At 69.5% G+C, this 18,572-nt stretch carries 14 protein-coding genes; 10 read left to right on the top strand and 4 right to left on the bottom strand.

Features of this window, described 5'->3' with window-relative positions:
• Window positions 1-202: 202 nt before the first annotated feature.
• Both GGD82_RS15675 and GGD82_RS15680 read right to left on the bottom strand, forming a co-directional pair.
• Window positions 203-1,549, bottom strand: a complete 1,347-nt coding sequence (locus GGD82_RS15675) for an SHOCT domain-containing protein (RefSeq protein WP_150063271.1) — start codon at window positions 1,547-1,549, stop codon at window positions 203-205.
• A gap of 10 nt (window positions 1,550-1,559) precedes the next feature.
• Window positions 1,560-2,246, bottom strand: coding sequence for a hypothetical protein (locus GGD82_RS15680; RefSeq protein WP_150063272.1), 687 nt, complete (start codon window positions 2,244-2,246; stop codon window positions 1,560-1,562).
• Between the two features lie 464 nt (window positions 2,247-2,710).
• Between GGD82_RS15680 and GGD82_RS15685 the strand changes: the two genes are divergently transcribed.
• The 10 genes from GGD82_RS15685 to tssG all read left to right on the top strand — a co-directional run bounded on the left by GGD82_RS15685 (window position 2,711) and on the right by tssG (window position 15,308).
• Window positions 2,711-3,532 carry a PP2C family protein-serine/threonine phosphatase gene (locus GGD82_RS15685; protein WP_150063273.1) on the top strand — a complete coding sequence of 274 codons (822 nt, stop codon included), beginning with the start codon at window positions 2,711-2,713 and terminating at the stop codon, window positions 3,530-3,532.
• Window positions 3,525-5,447 carry a serine/threonine-protein kinase gene (locus tag GGD82_RS15690; RefSeq protein WP_170284373.1) on the top strand — a complete coding sequence of 641 codons (1,923 nt, stop codon included), beginning with the start codon at window positions 3,525-3,527 and terminating at the stop codon, window positions 5,445-5,447. The genes GGD82_RS15685 and GGD82_RS15690 overlap by 8 nt, the downstream gene beginning before the upstream one ends.
• Before the next feature lie 271 nt (window positions 5,448-5,718).
• A complete protein-coding gene (gene tssA / locus GGD82_RS15695; protein ID WP_150063275.1) occupies window positions 5,719-6,891 on the top strand; it encodes a type VI secretion system protein TssA in 1,173 nt (390 codons plus the stop codon).
• A gap of 282 nt (window positions 6,892-7,173) precedes the next feature.
• The gene (tssB, locus tag GGD82_RS15700) at window positions 7,174-7,707 is read left to right on the top strand and encodes a type VI secretion system contractile sheath small subunit (RefSeq protein ID WP_150063352.1); all 534 of its coding nucleotides are present in this window, start codon (window positions 7,174-7,176) and stop codon (window positions 7,705-7,707) included.
• A complete protein-coding gene (gene tssC, locus GGD82_RS15705) occupies window positions 7,704-9,197 on the top strand; it encodes a type VI secretion system contractile sheath large subunit (RefSeq protein ID WP_150063276.1) in 1,494 nt (497 codons plus the stop codon). The genes tssB and tssC (GGD82_RS15705) overlap by 4 nt, the downstream gene beginning before the upstream one ends.
• Window positions 9,198-9,429: 232 nt before the next feature.
• Entirely contained in the window at window positions 9,430-10,995 is a 1,566-nt protein-coding gene (tssC, locus tag GGD82_RS15710; RefSeq protein WP_150063277.1) for a type VI secretion system contractile sheath large subunit, read from the top strand.
• A gap of 52 nt (window positions 10,996-11,047) precedes the next feature.
• Window positions 11,048-11,878 (top strand): type VI secretion system accessory protein TagJ, encoded by an 831-nt coding sequence (locus tag GGD82_RS15715; protein WP_150063278.1) that lies wholly within the window; start codon window positions 11,048-11,050, stop codon window positions 11,876-11,878.
• A 4-nt stretch (window positions 11,879-11,882) separates the two neighbouring features.
• Window positions 11,883-12,383, top strand: a complete 501-nt coding sequence (gene tssE / locus GGD82_RS15720; RefSeq protein ID WP_170284375.1) for a type VI secretion system baseplate subunit TssE — start codon at window positions 11,883-11,885, stop codon at window positions 12,381-12,383.
• A complete protein-coding gene (gene tssF / locus GGD82_RS15725; protein ID WP_150063280.1) occupies window positions 12,376-14,202 on the top strand; it encodes a type VI secretion system baseplate subunit TssF in 1,827 nt (608 codons plus the stop codon). Before tssE ends, tssF begins: the two co-directional genes overlap by 8 nt.
• Before the next feature lie 50 nt (window positions 14,203-14,252).
• On the top strand, window positions 14,253-15,308 hold the full coding sequence (gene tssG, locus GGD82_RS15730) for a type VI secretion system baseplate subunit TssG (protein ID WP_260178462.1): 1,056 nt from the start codon (window positions 14,253-14,255) through the stop codon (window positions 15,306-15,308).
• Window positions 15,309-15,471: 163 nt separating this feature from the next.
• Here the strand turns inward: tssG and tkt are convergent, their stop codons facing one another.
• Complete coding sequence (tkt, locus tag GGD82_RS15735) at window positions 15,472-17,475, bottom strand: transketolase (RefSeq protein ID WP_150063353.1); 2,004 nt, start codon at window positions 17,473-17,475, stop codon at window positions 15,472-15,474.
• 152 nt (window positions 17,476-17,627) lie between these two features.
• Window positions 17,628-18,566, bottom strand: coding sequence for a phosphoribulokinase (locus GGD82_RS15740; protein WP_150063282.1), 939 nt, complete (start codon window positions 18,564-18,566; stop codon window positions 17,628-17,630).
• Window positions 18,567-18,572 lie beyond the last annotated feature (6 nt).

Raw genomic sequence — 18,572 nt, forward strand, 5'->3', positions numbered from 1 at the left:
CCACGCGCTACGACAAACTCGCCGTCACTTTCACCGCTGCCGTCGCCATTGCGGCTATCGTCACTTGGTGGATCTGATTGAGTCTCAACCCTAGAGCCTCTAGAGCAAATCCCGAGCGATCTGGAACAGATCGCGACGACGATTTGCTTCAATATCAAAAAGTTAGAGCATTTTGCGTGATCCCGATGTCACGCAAAATGCTCTAGGGGTTCCTTCCCGTGCCGCCGTCGGATGGCGAGCGGCCGAACGCGCGGCGGAAGATGGCCTGCCGCTGAGCCTGAAACTCCTCCTCGGTCAGGAGGCCCTGGTCTCGCAAGCTCTTCAGGGTGGCGAGTTGCGCGCCGATGCTGGTCTGCGGATCGGTCGGCGGAGACGGCAAGCCGCTGCCCTCACCGCCCAGCACAATGACCGAACGAGGCGGCTCGGTCTGCGTCGGACTCGGGGGCGGCCCTTGGGCCGGTGGCGGTGCCGTGTCCGCCGGGGCGATCGGCGTGCCCTCGGGTTCGGTCGCTGGCGCATCGGGTTCGGTGGGGGTGGACGGGACAGCCGCGACCGCTGCGGGATCGGTGTCCGCGTCGGGGGCGTCCGGGCGCTCCCCAAGTGCGGCCGGTGCTTCGGTGGCGGGTGTGTCGGGACCCGGGGCGGCGGGCGCGGTAGACGCCTCCGCCGTCCGGTCTTCCGTCTCGTCTTCCGTTACGGCGGGTGCCGGTACGGCGGTGGGCGGGACGATCGCAACGTCTGTGTCGGTCTCCGTGTCCGCGCTCGGCCTCTCCGGGGCCGGCGAGTCCGCCACCTCGGGCGCCTCGGCGGCGTCTGGTGTCTCGGGTGCGGTGGAACCGGGCTTCGGGCCCAAGGCGGCGTGGTCCGGCCGGGGCGGCGGACGATCCGTATCGGTCGTTGCCGGAGGCGCGGCGGGTGCCGACGCGGGTGCCGGGTCGGGTGCGGCTGGGCGGGCGGCGGCCGTGCCGCTCCCGCCGCCTGTCCCCGACCCGAGCGACGCCCGAAGCTGCGCGCGGCGCGCCTGCAGGTCCGCGTCCCCGGGCGCGAGCCGCAGCGCGGTTTCGCAGGCGGTCAGAGCGCGACGGCCGCCGAGGGTATCGCACTTGATGCGCTCCACCCGAAGCCGCACGGCGCTGTCGTCGCTGGCCCGCGCTGCCGCCTGCTCCTCCTGATAGCGTTGTTCGTCCCGGTAGCTGAGGGCGAGCCGCAGGGCATGCGCGAGGTCGGCCCCGCTGGCGCCGGCCGCCTGGGCCTGCTCCAGGACCCGCACCGCCTGATCCGCGTCGCCGCCGTAGCGCAGGGCCTCGGCCAGCTTGATGGCGACCGGGCCGTTGGCGCGGTCGGTCGCGAACGCGCGCCGACACGGGTCGGCGGCCGTGGGTGCGGGCGCGGACAGACAGCGCGCGGCCGTCGCGTCATATTGCGCCAGGGCCGGCGCGCCACGGGCGATGGCGAGACTCAGGCCGAGAGCGGCGGCCCCAAGATGGCGGGCGACACGCGGGGGGGCGCGCAGCCGGCCGATGGATCGGGATCGCCGCGCCTCCGCCATGGCCGCCTCCTCAGTCCGTGTTGTAGGCGCCGACGGCACCGCCGCCAGCCGGATCCTTCCAGCCCCAGTCCCCCGACGGCAGACGGATCAGGTTGAACAGCCAGCGTCGTTCGACCGTCGTGTAGGGCGGGTTTTCCTGTGCGAGGGTGTTTTCCAGCGACTGGCGCATCTGACGCAGACCGGCCTCTGACACCCCGATCTGGCCATCGTGGTCGGCGTCGTCACCGGCGCGGACCGCCTCGGCCATCTGCGCCAGTTCCTGCGCCAGAGCGCGCGCCTCGCCGGTCGCGCGGGCCGCGAGCACGGCGTCGGAGAGGCCGGCCATGATGCCGACATCGGTGAGGACCGCTTCGCCCATCGCGATGAACTCCGGGCCCCCCGCGCGCAGGTTCGCGGAGGCGTCTCCCGATTCCATGGCGAAACGAACGTGGGTCACCGCGCCGTCCAGGGCGCGCCTCAACCCATAGCCCGCGCCGGGGCCGACCGGATGCAGCGTGGGGTCGATGGCGTGGCGCATGTCACGCACCCTCGCCTGAATGGTCGCAAGATCATTGGCGGATGCGGCGGCCTCGGCGGCCTGTGCGGCGGTGGTGGCCTCCCGCTCGGCGGTGTCCAGCAAACCGGCCTGACCCGGCGTGTCGGGCCATGCCGTCATGGTGTGGCCGACGTGTGTGTGGGCGATGGTCGGTCGCTGCACCGTTACGCATCCGGAGACTAGGCCGGCCATCCCCATAACGGCGAGTCCCAAGGCCAGCGTTCGTCCCAAGCGTGGTTTTGACATCGTCCGTTTTCTCCCCGGATCCCAGCCCTCGTCGAGGCAACCAGTCCCGGCGGGCGCGGTCGGGCGCACAGCCGGCACCATTCATCTACTATTGCAATGATGCCGAGTCCGGACAATAGCGGAGTTGCGGAGTAGGGTTTTTAGGGGCGTCCATCGGTCGGGGCGCGCGGCGGGAGCCACACGCCCACGAACAACGCGCCGGGGTGGATGCTGGAAGCGTTCTCAGGACCGGACCAGTGTGCTAGCGTTCCCGGCGCGATGTGCCCCGTATGGATGGGCGCGGGACGACCAAAACAGGGTCGGGCGTGGGGTCGGGCGGTGCGTGCCGCGCGGGCCGGCGGGCCCGGCCGGATCAGGAGCGGCGGGGTGGGCGGCGGTTGATGAACGACGGCACGCAACGGATCGAAAGCGCCAGCGCGTCCCATGTTGGACGGGTCCGCTCGGTGAACGAAGACAGCTACCTAGAGCGCCGCGAGATCGGTCTATGGGCGGTTGCGGATGGGATGGGGGGGCACAGCCGGGGCGATCTGGCCAGCCGGACCGTGTGTCAGGCGCTGTCGGAGATCGAGCATCCCGGCTCCGGCCTGGACCTTCTCAACGCGGTGCGCGACGCGCTGTATAACGCGCACGCTCAGCTTCTGGACCATGCGGCGGCGTTGGGTGGGGAGCAGACCGTTGGGACCACGGTTGTGGTCTTGATGATCTGCCAGGAACACTATGCCTGTGTCTGGGCTGGGGATTCGCGCTGCTACATCTTGCGGGAGGGGTCCTTGACGCGACTCACGCACGATCATAGCGTGGTGCAAGGCATGATCGACAGCGGAGTCCTGGACGAATCCCAGGCGGAAACCCATCCGTTGGCGAACGTGGTGACCCAGGCGCTGGGGGCGCCGGGAGATCTGGAACTGGCCACCGTGCATGGGCCGCTGGAGCCGGGCGATCTTCTCCTGCTCTGCTCCGACGGCCTGACGCGCATGGTGCCGGACTCGGTCATCGCCGAACTTCTTGGGTCACGGGGCCTTGCCGGAGTGGATACGTTGATTGACGCGGCCCTCAGCGCGGGCGGACGGGACAATGTCACGGCCGTCGTGGTCGCGCCGGATGGCGCCGGGCAGGGGCGGGGGGACCACGCTCCGGCCGACGATTCCCTCGACGAGGACGACGATACGGCCATTCACTGGGGGAACAACGGCCATGGCTGAGGCTGTGGGCCCGGAACGCCTGGGCAAGTATGTGCTGCGGCGTGTCTTGGGCAAAGGCGCCATGGGGATCGTCTACGAAGGCTATGACGAGATCCTGGAGCGCACGGTCGCGATCAAAACGATTCGTTCGGATTTGTGGGATTCCGACGATGCCGCCGAGATGCGCGAGCGCTTCATTCGCGAGGCGCGCGCCGTAGCGCGGATGTCCCACCCCAACATCGTCACCCTGTACGAGTTCGACGAGAAGGACGGCACCGGCTACATCGCCCTGGAGTTCGTGGCCGGCCAGACCCTGAAGGCGCATGTGGCGGCGGCCCCGAACCGGCGGCTGGAGCCGCGCGAGGCGATCACCATCGCCGTGCGTATCCTGGAGGGGCTGGCCTACTCGCATCGCATGGAGGTCACCCACCGGGACATCAAGCCGGGCAATGTCATGCTGACCCCGGACGGTCAGGTGAAGATCCTCGATTTCGGTGTGGCCCGTCTGGCGTCCGCCGGCATCACCGTGGCGGGCGCCATGCTCGGCACGCCCGCTTACATGGCGCCGGAACAGCTTCTCGGCAAGCCCGTGGACCATCGGGCCGACCTCTACAGCGTCGGTGTGGTCCTGTATGAGATGCTCACCGGGCGCAAACCGCACGAGGGCGACTTCAACCAGATCCACATGCAGGTGCTGCATACGGAACCGGACCCGCCGTCCGCCCTGGCGCCGGAGGTCACGCCGGAGCTTGACCGCGTCGTGCTCACGGCCCTCGCCAAGACGCCCGAGGGGCGGTACGCGGACGCCAGCGTCTTCGCGGCGGCGTTGCGCGACACTCTGGACGAGGCGCTATCGATGTCCATCGCCCAGCCGGCCCTGTCCGACTCCGAGGCCACGGTGGTGCGTCCCGGTCCGGACAGTCTAAACGGCACCGGGTTGAACGGCACCGGGCGCGGTCAGCGCGGCGCGAGCGGTACGTCGTCGGGCACGGGGCCAGGGACGGCTAGGGGCAAGAGCACGAGCAAGGGCGCCGGACCCGGTTCGCGGAACGGCGCGGGAGCGCGATCGGGCACGGCCACGGGAACCGCCGGCCGGCGCCCCACCGCGACCCGGGATGGGACGTCGCGGACCGGAAAACCCGGGGGCGGCAAGCCGGGCGGTGGGACCGGTGCGGCGATCGCCGCCATGATGGTCGTGGTCCTCATCGGCGGTGGCGCCGGCGGCGGCTGGTGGTGGTATACGCAGCAGCAGGGCGGATCCACCGCATCCTCGTCGATGGGTGGAGGAGGCTATGGCACGGGCGCATCTTCGGCCGCGGCCACGGATGACGCCTCTGCGGCCCGCTCGGGAGGGACCTCGGGGGCGCAATCCGGGACTGTGCCGTCGTTCAGTGGTGACGACGCTGGGGCGGATCCCGCCCTGCCGGATGCGACGCCGCCGGCGGCGGCGGACGAGGCCGCGCCTGAACCGGCTCCCACGCCGGACCCCGCGCCGCGTGCCGCGTTGAACGCAGACAGCCTCACCCTGAACAGCCCTCGTGGGACCGCGCCGTGGTATGATCCGGGCGAGACGCTGACGGTCTCGTTGCGGACGGACCAGCCCCTCTACACCTACTGCTTCTATGAAATGGGCCACGGGGACATTGTGCGCATCTTCCCCACGCAGTTTGCGCGGAACGCCCGGGTGGAGCCCGGCGAGACCCTGAACCTGCCGGGGTCGCAACCCTTCCTGATTCGGATGGATACCCCGGGTGAGGTCGAGCGCGTCGCCTGCATCGGCACCCAAGACGATGTGACCGCTCAGGTGCGGGTGCTTCTGGGAGGCGGTGGCTTGCAGGTTCTGCCGGTGGATTCCCTCGACACCATTCTCGCCACGATTGACCGGGCCGCGAATGGCGAGGCCGCGACCGATACCCTGACGGTTCGCGTCCGCTGACTCACCCCGAACCGTCCGACGTGACGTCCGAATGAACGTCCGACGCAAAGTCCGACGTAAAGTCCGACTGGGGGAATCGTACGGGTGCGGGTTGAGGCCTCGCTTGGGTGGTGGGGTGGCGCCGTGAGCGCCTGAGAAAGCGGTCCCGATGGGCGGCCTTGACCGGTCACGGAAAGCCTTGCCGTAACGATGGTGCCGCTTGGCACCCCCGGTTCAAAAGGTTATCCTTTCGCTCAAATATTGCCGATACACGAAGGGGACGTGTGCCGAGATGGTTGAACGGGTGTTTGATCTTGACGCTATGTTGGCGCCGATCGAGGGGGAGAGCCCGACCGGGGTCGACCTGCGGGAGGTCACGTCCGGCACAACCTCTCTTTATACCCTGCGCGACCTCCGCACGGCGGCCTCGACCGCCGAACGCAACATGGTGCTGGAGGAGGATGACGGCAGTGTTCCGGAACAGTGGGGCGATATTCTGGACTTGGCGCCCCGGGTTCTGGCGACGGAATCCAAGGACTTGCGGGTCGCCTGCCTGCTGATCGAGGCGGCCGTCCGCTATGAGGGCTTCGCGGCCGTGCGCGACGGCTTCGATCTGCTGATCGGCTTGATCGAGCAGTATTGGGACGGCCTATATCCGCCCATCGAGGATACGGTTGAGGACAAGATCATCGATCTTGTGCATCTGAACGGGGCCGGCGGCGACGGCACGCTGATCGCGCCCCTGCGCAAGGTGCCGCTGACCGACGGCATGTCCGGTGCGTTCGGCCACTGGCGCTTCGAGCAGGCCAGCGAACTGCGCAAGCTGAACGACGAGGAGAAGATCGCCGCCCGTATCGAGGCCGGGGCGATCACCTACCAGACGTTCGAACAGGCCGTCCTGGAAACACCGGCGGCGTTCTACACGAACCTGGCGCAGACGCTGAAGGACGCCCGCGAAAGCTTTGATCGCCTTGACCGGCTGCTGACGGAAACGTGCGGGGCCGAGGCGCCGCCCACCAGCAACATCCGGAACACGCTGGAACAGGTGGCCGACACCGTCACCTACATCATGCGCACCTGGAACAAGGGCAGCCTCGACAGCGGGGATGCGACGGAGGCCGGGGATGGCGCGGAGGATGCCGTCGGCGCGGGGGGCGATGGAACGGCGGGGGCCGTGGTGGCCGGTGGAGGCACGACCAGCGGCGGTGTCTCCGTCGCGGCGGCCGGGGCGATCCAGACCCGCGAGCAGGCGTTCTCGCAGCTTCTCAAGATCGCCGAGTTCTTCCGCAAGACCGAGCCCCATTCCGTCATTCCCCATACCCTGGACGAACTGGTCCGGCGTGGTCGCCTCCCACTCAGCAACCTGCTGGCGGAGTTGATCCCGGACGAAGACGCCCGCCAGAATTTCTATATCCGGGCCGGCATCATGCCACCGGAGGACGCCAGTTCATCCGAGTACGAGTAGACCCCACCGCGGTGGGGCCCGCCGCGCGCCGGCCCGCGTGCTTCGTCAGCGCGCATGCGGGGCTGTCGCGCGAACCGATCCCGGACGCGGCTGTGCCTCGTGGTGAGGCGCGGCCTCGGCTTCGGGAAGGCATCCGGCCCGCGTCCCGGCCACCGGACGCCCGTCGACCCCAGGACGGCGGCGCGACCAAGGACCGGGCGCGGATATGGTACAGGGACCGACCCTCGCGTTTTCGGGACCCAGGCCCGTGGACGCTCTGGCGCAACATGATGGGAGGCGATGATGGCGGAAAGCGTTCACAACCGATTGAACCGGGTGCGGAAACCCCGGGTGCACATCCGGTACGACGTGGAGACGGAAGGCGCCGTGGTCGAGCGCGAACTGCCGTTCGTGGTGGGTGTGCTGGGCTCGTTGTCCGGCGATCCGACCGCTCCGCTGCAGCCGCTGCGGGACCGGAAGTTCGTGACCATCGATCGCGATAACTTCGACCAGGTCATGCAGCGGATGACGCCGGGCCTGAACCTGCGCGTCCAGAACACGCTGAAGGGTGACGATAGCGAAATGCCCGTCAACCTGACGTTCAACTCCATGGACGACTTCGAGCCCGGCCGGGTCGCCGAGCAGGTGCCCGCGCTCAAGGCGCTGATGGAGACGCGCAACAAGCTGCGCGATCTGATGTCCAAGGCGGACCGGTCCGAGGATCTGGAGGCCCTTCTGGAAAAGGTGCTTCAGAACAAGGACGATCTGGCCGCCCTGCAACAAGCCCTGGGCGTCGAGCCCGAGAGTGAAAGCGCCGAGGGAGGGGACAAGGGATGAGCGAGGCACAAAACCTTCAGGACTCCGCCGCCGGCACCCAAGTCGCGGAGGGTCCGAGCCTGCTGGATCAGGCCATCGCCGCCACCAAGCAGACCGAGCCCGATCGCGCGCAGGAGCTGATCCGCACCCTGACGGAACAGGCGATGAAGGGGACCATCACCTTCTCGCGCAACCTGACGCAGACCTTCAACGAGGCCATTACGGCGATCGACCGGCAGTTGTCGGAACAGCTTGCGGCGATCATGCATCACGAGAAGTTCCGCCAGCTCGAAGGTAGCTGGCGCGGCCTGCACTACCTCGTGATGAACACGGAGACCTCGACGAACCTGAAGATCCGCGTGCTGAACGCCACCAAGCGTGAACTGCACAAGGACCTGACCCGCGCCGTCGAGTTCGACCAGAGCGGCTTGTTCCGGAAGATCTACGAAAACGAATTCGGCACCCCGGGCGGCGAGCCCTACGGGTCGCTCATCGGCGACTTCGAGTTCACGAACCACCCCGAAGATCTCGAACTGCTGTCCGGCCTGTCGAGTGTGGCCGCGGCCTCGTTCGCGCCGTTGATCTCAGCCGCCGCGCCCGAGCTGTTCGGCATGAACGACTTCACCGAACTGTCCAAGCCGCGCGATCTGGCGAAGATCTTCGACTCCATGGAGTACGGCAAGTGGCGCGGCTTCCGCGACAGCGAGGACAGCCGCTTCGTCACGCTCACCATGCCGCGCGTCCTGGCGCGCCTGCCCTACGGTCAGGCCACCAAGACGATCGAGGAGTTCGACTACGAGGAAGCGCCGTTCAGCGCGGATGGTTCGCCCCGGCAGATGGACCATGAGCACTATTGCTGGATGAACTCGGCCTATGCCATGGGCGTGCGCCTGACCAGCGCGTTCTCCAACTACGGCTGGTGCACCGCGATCCGGGGCGCGGAGGGCGGCGGCAAGGTCGAGGGCCTGCCGACGCACAACTTCATCAGCGACGACGGCGACACCGACGCCCAGTGCCCGACCGAGGTCGGCATCACGGATCGGCGCGAGGCCGAGCTGTCCAAGCTGGGCTTTCTGCCGCTGTGTCACTACAAGAACTCGGACTATGCCGTGTTCTTCGGGGCGCAGACCACGCAGAAGCCGAAGAAGTACGACCGGCCGGAAGCCACGGCGAACGCTGCCATTTCTGCCCGCCTGCCGTACATCATGGCCACGTCGCGGTTCGCCCATTACCTGAAGGTCATGGCGCGCGACAAGATCGGCTCCTTCATGGAGGCGCCGGACTGCGAGGCCTGGCTGAACCGCTGGATCATGAACTACGTCAACGCGAAGGAGGGCGCCGACCAGGAGTTGCGCGCCCAGTACCCCCTGCGCGAGGCGGCCGTTCAGGTCCGCGAGATTCCGGGGCAGCCGGGCGCATACAACGCCGTGGCCTATCTGCGGCCGTGGCTCCAGATGGAGGAACTGACCACCTCCATGCGGCTCGTGGCGCGCATTCCAAAGCAGGTCTAACGGCCCGTTGGGGCAAACGGGGGCGCGGCGGACCGCGCCCCCGGGGCCTCGTCAGGCTTCACGGTTCGGTGGATCGGGGTTCGGTCGTCGTGCCGCCATCACGAAAGCTGCACGACCGGAGGGAAGGCGAGCCGATGGGGAAGGCGACGTGACATCCGGACCCGGTGACACCGTAACCCGGAAGGCCGCCGCCCGAACAGGGGCCGCGGCGGAGCCAGGGGCCGGGCCCGCCGTGTCCGCGCGTGTGCGGGCCGGGCTGTCCGGTGTGTTGACCGGTCCAGGACATGCCTCCGGCAGCGGCCCAAAACGCGCCTCCGGCGGCATCGCCGCCCGTCCGGGTGCTCTACATCCCGAAGCCCTTCATCCGGATGCCTTGGCCCGGTTCCTGGCGATGGACCGCTGGGAGCTCGCCCTGGTGGCCTGGATCGGCACCGACCGCACGGTCGGGCGGGAGCGGTCCCGTCTGATGGCCGCCATCGACCGCGATATCGCGCTGATCGACCGGCTGCTGTCGGCGCAGTTGGACGCGATCCTGCACCATCCCCGGTTTCAGAAGCTGGAGTCCTCCTGGCGCGGCCTGCGCTATCTGGTGGGCTCCACCGAAGGCGACGACATGGTGCGCATCCGCGTGCTGGATCTGCGCTGGACGGAGCTCTGCCGCGATCTGGAGCGTGCTCTGGAATTCGACCAGAGCCAGTTGTTCCAGAAGATCTACGAGGACGAATTCGGCACCCCCGGCGGAGAGCCCTACGGCTTGTTGTTGGGGGACTACGCCGTCCAGCACCGCATGGACAAGACCCACAGCACCGACGACGTCGCCGCGCTGAAGGCCATGTCCGGTGTCTGCGCGGCGGCGTTCGCGCCGATGGTCGTGGGCTGCACGCCCGCCCTGTTGGGGCTGGATTCCTTCGGCGAGCTGACGGCGCCGATCCGCCTCGCCGGGTTGTTCGACAGCCCGGACTATGACCGCTGGCGCGGGTTGCGGGCGGGTGACGACAGCCGGTTCCTCGGTGTCGTCCTGCCCACCACGCTGATGCGCGACGCTCACCGCGATGACGGCAGCGGGACCCAGCCGTTCCGCTACGCCGAGGACGTCTCGGCCCCGGATGCCTCGGACTGGCTTTGGGCCTCGCCGGTGTACGCCTTCGGCCGCATGGCCATCCGCGCCTTCGTCGAAAGCCGCTGGTTCGGCACCATCCGGGGCGCGCGCCGCGACGAACTGGGCGGTGGCCTGGTCGAGGACTTGCAGGCTCCGGACTACGGTACCGATCGCCCGGGCCTCGCGCAGCGCATCCCGGTGACGGTCGCCCTGCCCGACATGCGCGAGAGCGAGCTGGCCGAGGTCGGCCTGATTCCGCTGTCGGCACACCAGCACACGCCGTTCGCGGTGTTCCGTGCGGTCGGCTCGATTCAGGCGCCCAAACGCTACGATCGGGCGGAGGCCGGCATCAACGCCCGCCTGTCCGCGATGCTGCACTACATGCTGTGCGTTTCGCGCTTCGCCCATCTGCTCAAGGTCATGGTGCGCGACAAGGTGGGGTCGTTCGCCAGCCCTGAGGAGTGTGAGTTGTACCTGCACAACAAGCTGATCCAGTATGTCCAGAGCCGCGCCACCGCCTCCTTCCTGGAAAAGGCCAAGCGGCCCCTGCGCGAAGCGTCGGTGTCCGTGCGGGAACTGCCGGGCCGGCCGGGGGTCTTCACCTGCACCTGTCATATCGTGCCGCACTTCCAGGTCGATCAGGTCCACAGCAGCTTCCGGCTGGAGCTGGACACCACGCCGCTGCGGACCGGCACCTGAGCGTGTCGGCGCCGCCCGTTCCATTCGTTCCGCGTCCCGGGGAGACTCACCGATGAGCGCCAGCACCGCCACCGATCTGTTCCAATCCGGCGACCTCGATGGGGCCATCGCGGCCCTGACGGCCGTCGTGAAGTCCAGCCCCACCGATGTGCAGGCCCGCGCCCGACTGGCGGAGATGCTCTGTTTCACCGGGGAGATCGACCGCGCCGACAAGATGATGGAAGTGGTCGGCAAGCAGGACACCGATCATGCCGTCGGCATCGCTCTGTTCCGCCGCGTGATGCGCGGCGCCATTCAGCGCGAGCAGGTGTTCCGGGAGGGCCGCGCGCCGGAGTTCATCGGTGAGCCCAATGCGTGCCTTCAGGCGCATCTGCGGGCGCTGACGGCGCTGCGGGCGGACGACATGGCCGGCGTGCGCGCCGCCCTGGAGGAGGCGGAGGAGGTTCGCCCTTCCGTGATCGGTACTGCCGGGGAGACGCCGTTCACCGACCTGCGCGACCTGGACGACCTGACCGCCAACGTGCTGGAGGTCATTGCCGCCAGCGGCACGTACTATTGGGTCAGCTTCGACCGTCTGGTCAGCCTGGACTTCCACGCGCCCGAGCGGCCGCGCGACCTGATCTGGCGCCGCGCCTCCATCGAGATCGCCGAGGGGCCCGAGGGCGAGGTCTTCATCCCCGCGCTGTACATGCCGCCGCCGGGGGTGGAGACGCGGTCCGACCACAAGCTCGGCCGCGTGACGGAATGGATCGGCGACGAGGACGCCGGCCCCATCCTGGGCCTTGGCCAACGCTGCTGGCTGGTGGGCGAGACCGACCATCCGATCATGGACCTGGGGACGCTCAGCCTGCCGACCAATGCGCCGGCGGCGCCGGAGGCGTAACGCCATGGCCTATGGCGCGCTGAAGCAACCGCCGCTGCCGTCCCTGCTCGACCGGTTGCGCGACGACGACGCGGTCGACGCGCTGACGGGCCCCAACGCCTCCGTCACGCGCCAGGTGGAGGCGTTGCGCCGCGCCGTGCGCCGCGACCTGGAACTGCTGCTGAACACGCGCGTCCGCTGCATCTCGCCGCCCGCCGACCTGGACGAAGTGCGGCAATCGGTGGTCGACTACGGCATTCCGGACTTCACGGGCGAGGACATGGCCGCGCCGGAGCACCGCGACGGCCTGCGCCGGGCGATTGAGGCGGCGATCCGCCGCTTCGAACCCCGCTTCCTTCAGGTGTCGGTCACCCTCTCCGGCGAAACGAACATGGAAGACCGCCGCCTTTGCTTTCGGATCGAGGCCCTGATGCGGGCCTATCCCTCACCGGAGCCGGTGGTGTTCGACAGCTTCATGGACCCCGTCACCCGCGACATGGAGGTACGACCCGGCGACCATGGTTGATGACCTTCTGCCGCATTACCAGTCCGAACTGACCGCGATCCGCCGCCTCGCCGGGGCCTTCGCCGCCGCCAACCCGAAGATCGCTGGCCGTCTGCGGCTGTCGGAGACGGTGGCTGAGGACCCCCACGTCGCCCGCCTGATCGAAAGCTTCGCCTTCCTGACCGGGCGCATCCGGCTGAAGCTGGACGATACTTTCCCCGAGCTGACCGACGCCCTGCTGGGGGTGCTGTATCCCCACTTTCTGGCGCCGATCCCGTCCATGGCGGTGGTCGGGATGACCTGTCAGGCGGACCTGTCCGGCGGCTATACCGTGGCGCGCGGCACCGAGATCGACACCAGTCCGGCTCATGGGGAGCCCTGCCGCTTCCGCACCGGCTATGACACCACCCTGTGGCCCGTGCGGTTGCAGGCGGCCGCCCTGGCCTCGCGCCCGTTCCAGGCGCCCAACAACCCGCGCGCCGGGTCCGCCGTCGCCTGTTTGCGCCTGACCTTCCAATGCCTCCAACCGGAGCAGACCTTTTCAGCGTTGGGCGTGGACCGGCTCCGGCTGTTCCTGAGGGGCGCGCCGCACGAGAGCTTTCCGCTGTACGAGCTGTTGCTGAACAACACGGTGTCGGTGGCGCTGGCCGACACGCCGGAGGACCGCGCGCCGGTGATCCTGCCGCCGGATGTGGTGCGGCCGGTCGGCTTCGCCGAGGACGAGGGCCTCTTGCCCTGGTCGGCGCGCTCCGCGCCGGGCTATCGGCTGCTGAGCGAGTTCTTCGCCTTCCCGGAGAAGTTCCTGTTCGTCGATCTGGCCGGCCTCGACGCCAAGGTGATGCTGAACGCGGGCAACACGCTGGAGGTCTTCGTCTACCTCGACCGCACGTTCGGTGACCTGGAGCGGACCGTGTCGGCGGGCAGCTTCGCGCTGGGGTGCACGCCGGTGGTGAATCTGATCCGCCAGCGGGCCGAGCCGATCGACGTTACCCAGGCCATGTCGGACTACCGGGTGATCCCGGACTCGCGCCGGCCCAAGGGGCTGGAGGTCTACCGGGTCGAGCGCGTGACGGCCACCAGTCCGGACGACGACACGGTGGAGGTGCGGCCGTTCTACGGCGTCTCCCATGGGCTGGGCGATCCAGACGACGGGCGGCCGTGGTACTGGATGACCGACCGCCGGCCCGGGGTCACGGACGACACCGGGACCGAGGTCTATCTGGGGCTCGTCGATCTGGATTTCGAGCGTGCCAACCGCGACGGCTGGGTGCTGTCGGTGGAGACGCTGTGCATCAACCGGGACCTGCCGAACCGGCTGCCCTTCGGTGGCGGCAACCCGAAGATGGCGCTGAACCAGGCTTCGGCGGCGGTGATCGGGGTCACGGCGCTGACCGCGCCGACCCGGACGCTGCGGCCGGGCGGCGGCCCCGGTGGGCGCTGGCAACTGGTGTCCCATCTCGCGCTCAACCATCTGTCCCTGGCCGGTGGGGACGAGGCGGTGCATGCCCTGCGGGAGATCCTGGCGCTGTATGATGTGCGCGGCACGGCGGAGACGCGGGCGCTGGTCGAAAGCGTCGTGGGGATGTCCACGACCCAGGGCGTGGCGCGCACCCACGCGCGGGTCGGGGCCGCCATGGCGCGCGGCCTGGACGTCGCGCTGGAGCTGGACGAGCGGGCGACACCCGCCACCGGGACGTTCCTGTTCGCCAGCGTGCTGGATCACTTCCTCGGGCTGTACTGTTCGATCAACTCGTTCACGCGCCTGTCGGTGTCCGTGCGGGGGCGGCCGGGTGTGCTGCGGCGGTTCGCGCCGCGCTCCGGCACGCGGGTCATGCTGTGACGGCCGCGCCGCCGAAGGGGGCGCCGGGACCGGCGGATCGGTCGGGCGTGATGGGGCGCTTGGCGGCCGAGCCGCACCGGTTCACGTTCTTGCAGGCGGTGCGTCTGTGGCAGCGCGAGGCGCGGCGCACCGGCACCGGGCGGCCGGTGGGGGGCGATGCGCCGCCCGACCAGGAGGCGGTGCGGCTGCTGGCGCATCAGGCGCTCAGCTTCCAGCCCGGTCAGGTCGCGCCGCCACGCCGCCGCGACACCAACGAGCACGGCATGCCGCACATCGCAGCCACGTTCATGGGCCTGACCGGGCCGAACGGGGCACTGCCGCAGTACTACACCGAGATGGTCCTGCAGCGGTCGCGCGAGCACGATACGGCGATGCAGGCGTTTTTCGACCTGTTCAATCACCGTCTGCTGTCGCTGTTCTGGCGCGCCTGCGCCAAGTACCGGCTCGACCTGTCCTATGAACTGCAGCCGGAGACGGGCCGGCCCGACCCGGTGACGCAGGGGCTGCTGTCGCTGGTCGGGCTGGGGCTGCCGGGGCTGACCGGGCGGCTGCCGGTCGAGGACGAGCGCATCCTGTACTACGGCGGCCATTTCAGCCGTCGCCCGCCGTCGGCCGTCGGGCTGGAGCAGATTCTGAGTGACTATTTCGGCCGCCCTGTGACCGTGGAGCAGTTCCACGGCCGCTGGCTGTACCTGCCGCCGGAGGAGCAGACCCGGCTGGGCGATCCGAAGGGCTGCCGTCTCGGCGTCGACACCGTGGCCGGCAACCGGGTGTGGGACGTGCAGGGGAGCCTGCGGCTGCGCATCGGGCCGCTGGATTGGGAGGGCTTCCGCGCCTTCCAGCCGGGCGGGCGGAATCTGGAGCGGCTGGCCGCGCTGGCGCGGCTGTACGTGGGGCCGGAGTACGCCTTCGACGTCCAGGTGGTGCTGGCGCGCGAGGCGGTGCCGCGCCTTCAGATGCCCAAAGGGGAGCCGAAGGGCGGCGACGCGCCGGAGGGCGGGCTGCGCCTGGGCTGGAACACCTGGATGGTGCACGAGACGCCGCGCCACGACGCCGAGGAGGCCGTGTTCCTGATCCGCGACCTGGAGCCCGGCCCGCTGGCGTGAGGCAGGGCGTTACACACGCGCCAAAACGGCAAGCCGCTTGGACGCCCTCCCCTGGATAGGGGAGGGCCGGGGTGGGGTTGATGCCGAGACACGCACCCGACGGGCCGCAGCCCCCTCCCAGCCTCCCCCCGACGGGGGGAGGAGGCCGGCGGCGGGTGTCGCCTTACAGCTTCGCCTTGGCGGCGGCGGTCACGGCTTCGGCGGTGATGCCGAAGTGCAGGTACAGGTCCGGCGCCGGGCCGGAGGCGCCGAAGCCCTCCATGCCGATGAAGGTGCCGGCCTCGCCCAGCCAACGCTCCCAGCCCAGGCCACCGGCGGCTTCGACCGCCACGCGGACGGTGCCGGGGCCCAGCACGCGGTCGCGGTAGCTCTGGTCCTGCTTGGCGAACAGCTCCCAGCAGGGCATGGAGACCACGGCGGTCGGGATCCCCTCGGCCTGAAGCGCGGCGCGCGCGTCCATGGCGATGGTGACTTCGGAGCCGGTGGCCAGCAGCGTGACCTTGCGGGCGCCGCCCCCGGCCTCGGCCAGGACATAGGCGCCCTTGGCGCTCGGCATGGCCTCGGTGTCGGGGCTGCGCAGGGTCGGCAGGCCCTGGCGGCTGAGGGCCAGGATGCTCGGGCCGCCCTTGTTCTGCAGCGCCAGCGCCCAGCATTCGGCGGTCTCGACCGCGTCGGCGGGGCGGAACATCAGCACGTTCGGCATGGCGCGCAGGGATGCCAGATGCTCGACCGGCTGGTGGGTCGGGCCGTCCTCGCCTAGGCCGATGGAGTCGTGGGTCATGACGTGCACCACCCGGATGCCCATCAGCGCCGCGAGGCGGATCGACGGCCGGCAGTAGTCCGCGAACACCAGGAAGGTGCCGCCGTAGGGGATGAACTCGCCGTGCAGGGCGAGGCCGTTCATGGCGGCGGCCATGCCGTGCTCCCGCACCCCGTAGTAGATGTAGGACCCGGCGTAGTCCGGCGGCGTCACCGGCTCCTGACCCGCGACCTTGGTGTTGTTGGAGCCGGTCAGGTCGGCCGAGCCGCCCACCAGCGTTGGCACCGCCGGCACCAGCACCTCCAGCGCCTTCTGCGACGCGACGCGGGAGGCGATTTTCGGCTTGTCGGCGATCAAGGCGGCGATGTGCGCCTTCAGCCCGGTGTCCCACCCCTCGGGCAGGTCGCCGGACAGGGCGGCGGTCATGGCGTCGCGCACGGCGGGGTCGGCGGCGGCCAGACGGCCCTCCCAGTCGGCACGGGCCTTGGCGCCGCGCGCACCGGCGGCGCGCCACGCCTTCAGGGCATCGGCCGGCAGCTCGAACGGCCCGTGGGTCCAGCCGAGGCCGGAGCGGGCGGCGGCGATCTCGTCATCGCCCAGGGGCGCGCCGTGGGTGGCAGATGTGCCCTGCTTGGTGGGCGCACCCTTGCCGATCACGGTCTTGCACGCGATCAGGCTGGGGGTGTCCGTGGCCTGCGCGGCGGCGATGGCGGCGGCGATGGCCTCCGGGTCGTGGCCGTCGATGCGGGTGGTGTCCCAGCCGCTGGCGGCGAAACGGGCCAGATGGTCATCCGAGGTCGACAGGCTGGTCGGGCCGTCGATCGAAATGCTGTTGTCGTCCCACAGCACGATCAGCTTGCCCAACTTCAGGTGACCGGCCAGCGAGATCGCCTCTTGGCTGATGCCCTCCATCAGGCAGCCGTCGCCCGCGATCACATAGGTGTAGTGGTCGGTCAGGTCGGCGCCGAAGCGGGCGGCGGCCATGCGCTCGCCCAGCGCCATGCCGACCGAGGTCGCGATCCCCTGGCCGAGCGGGCCGGTGGTCACCTCGATGCCCGGCGCGTGGCCGTATTCGGGATGCCCCGCCGTCTTGCTGCCGAGCTGACGGAAGTTCTTCAGGTCCTCGATCTCCATGCCCGGCATGCCGGTCAGGTAGGACAGCGCGTACAGCAGCATGGAGCCATGCCCGGCCGACAGCACGAAGCGGTCGCGGTCCGGCCAGGTCGGGTTGGCGGCGTCGAATTTCAGGACGCGCGTGAACAGCACCGTCGCCACGTCCGCCATGCCCATGGGCATGCCGGGATGGCCCGACTTGGCGGCCTGGACCGCGTCGGCGGCCAGGAAGCGGATGCAGTTGGCCATGTCCGCGTGGCTGGCGGTGGCCGCGGGGGAAGTCTGGTGCGTCATGGAGCGTTCCTCGTCACGCTGGTCCACCGACCGGCCGGTGTGCCGGGGCGGCGGAATCTTGCCGAACCGATCTTCAGGCCGGCTGGCGGAGTGAAGACGGTCGGCGGCGGCATGATCGCGTTGGACCATGCTCCGCCGCCGATCGCAAGTCTCTAGATCGCATGAATGCCCAGCGCCGCCTTCACCATGTGGTAGGCGATCAGAAGCTGGGTCAGCGCCAGCGGGTGGCTGACGACCTGCTCGTTCTCGGCATTGGTGAACTCGCCCACGTTGGCGCGCAGGTGGCTGGCCTCCGGGATCAGATCCCAGAGCAGGTTTTGCAGGGCGGCGGCCCGCTGGTCGGTGATCGACCCGGCGATGCCGAGCACGTCCACCGGCTTGCCGTCGTGGTCGCGCGCCAGATCGAGGCTGAGTTCGTTCTTGGCGCCGGCGTCCACCAGCGGGGCGAGGTTCGGGTGCGGCAGCGTCGGGCGCAGGATGTGGCGCACGTCCAGGCGGGCGCCGCTTTCGGCGGTCTGCCCCTCCGGCCGGCGGAACTGGATGACGATGTCCGCGAAAATGCGCTGGGGGTGGATGAAGGCGGGGCTGTCCGCCGCGCGCTTCTCCAGCGAGGCCAGGACCGCCTCCCGGGTGTAGCCGCGCTTGGCGGTGTCGCGCTGGATCTTCCAGTCGACGCGCAGATCCTCGTCCGGCTCCAGGTAGGTCTTGACGTCGTAGCAGTCGCGCATGGCGCGGGTGGTGTAGCCCAGCAGGCCCTCGACGATGATGTAGGGCTTGGGCGCGATGTACTCGGGCGCGACCAGATCCCCCGTGTCGTGGCTGTAGACCGGCTTCAGGATCGGCTTGCCCTGGCGGAGGCGGGCGAGGTCCTGCTCCAGGATGTCGATGTAGTTGGCGCGCGGATCCAGGGCGGACAGGCCGTTCTCGGCCCGCTCGCTGCGGGAATAGCGGTGGTAGTCGTCGGTGCAGATGGTGGCGACGCGATCCTCGCCCAGGATGCGGGCCACGCCGGCCGCCAGCGTGGTCTTGCCGCTGGCCGAGTCACCGACCATGCCCAGGATGATCGGGCGATCAAAACGCTTCAGAGGCATGACGGA

It is taken from the genome of Roseospira marina (assembly GCF_014197855.1).
Taxonomy (GTDB): Bacteria; Pseudomonadota; Alphaproteobacteria; order Rhodospirillales; family Rhodospirillaceae; genus Rhodospira; species Rhodospira marina.

What these genes read in the sequence shown, in the direction of transcription:
- GGD82_RS15690 (WP_170284373.1), top strand. Translation starts at nt 3,525, where the DNA reads ATGGCTGAGGCTGTGGGCCCGGAACGCCTGGGCAAGTATGTGCTGCGG.
- GGD82_RS15740 (WP_150063282.1), bottom strand. Translation starts at nt 18,566, where the DNA reads ATGCCTCTGAAGCGTTTTGATCGCCCGATCATCCTGGGCATGGTCGGT.
- tssA (WP_150063275.1), top strand. Translation starts at nt 5,719, where the DNA reads ATGGTTGAACGGGTGTTTGATCTTGACGCTATGTTGGCGCCGATCGAG.
- GGD82_RS15675 (WP_150063271.1), bottom strand. Translation starts at nt 1,549, where the DNA reads ATGGCGGAGGCGCGGCGATCCCGATCCATCGGCCGGCTGCGCGCCCCC.
- GGD82_RS15715 (WP_150063278.1), top strand. Translation starts at nt 11,048, where the DNA reads ATGAGCGCCAGCACCGCCACCGATCTGTTCCAATCCGGCGACCTCGAT.
- tssE (WP_170284375.1), top strand. Translation starts at nt 11,883, where the DNA reads ATGGCCTATGGCGCGCTGAAGCAACCGCCGCTGCCGTCCCTGCTCGAC.
- GGD82_RS15685 (WP_150063273.1), top strand. Translation starts at nt 2,711, where the DNA reads ATGAACGACGGCACGCAACGGATCGAAAGCGCCAGCGCGTCCCATGTT.
- tssC (WP_150063276.1), top strand. Translation starts at nt 7,704, where the DNA reads ATGAGCGAGGCACAAAACCTTCAGGACTCCGCCGCCGGCACCCAAGTC.
- tssB (WP_150063352.1), top strand. Translation starts at nt 7,174, where the DNA reads ATGGCGGAAAGCGTTCACAACCGATTGAACCGGGTGCGGAAACCCCGG.
- tssG (WP_260178462.1), top strand. Translation starts at nt 14,253, where the DNA reads ATGGGGCGCTTGGCGGCCGAGCCGCACCGGTTCACGTTCTTGCAGGCG.
- tkt (WP_150063353.1), bottom strand. Translation starts at nt 17,475, where the DNA reads ATGACGCACCAGACTTCCCCCGCGGCCACCGCCAGCCACGCGGACATG.
- tssF (WP_150063280.1), top strand. Translation starts at nt 12,376, where the DNA reads ATGGTTGATGACCTTCTGCCGCATTACCAGTCCGAACTGACCGCGATC.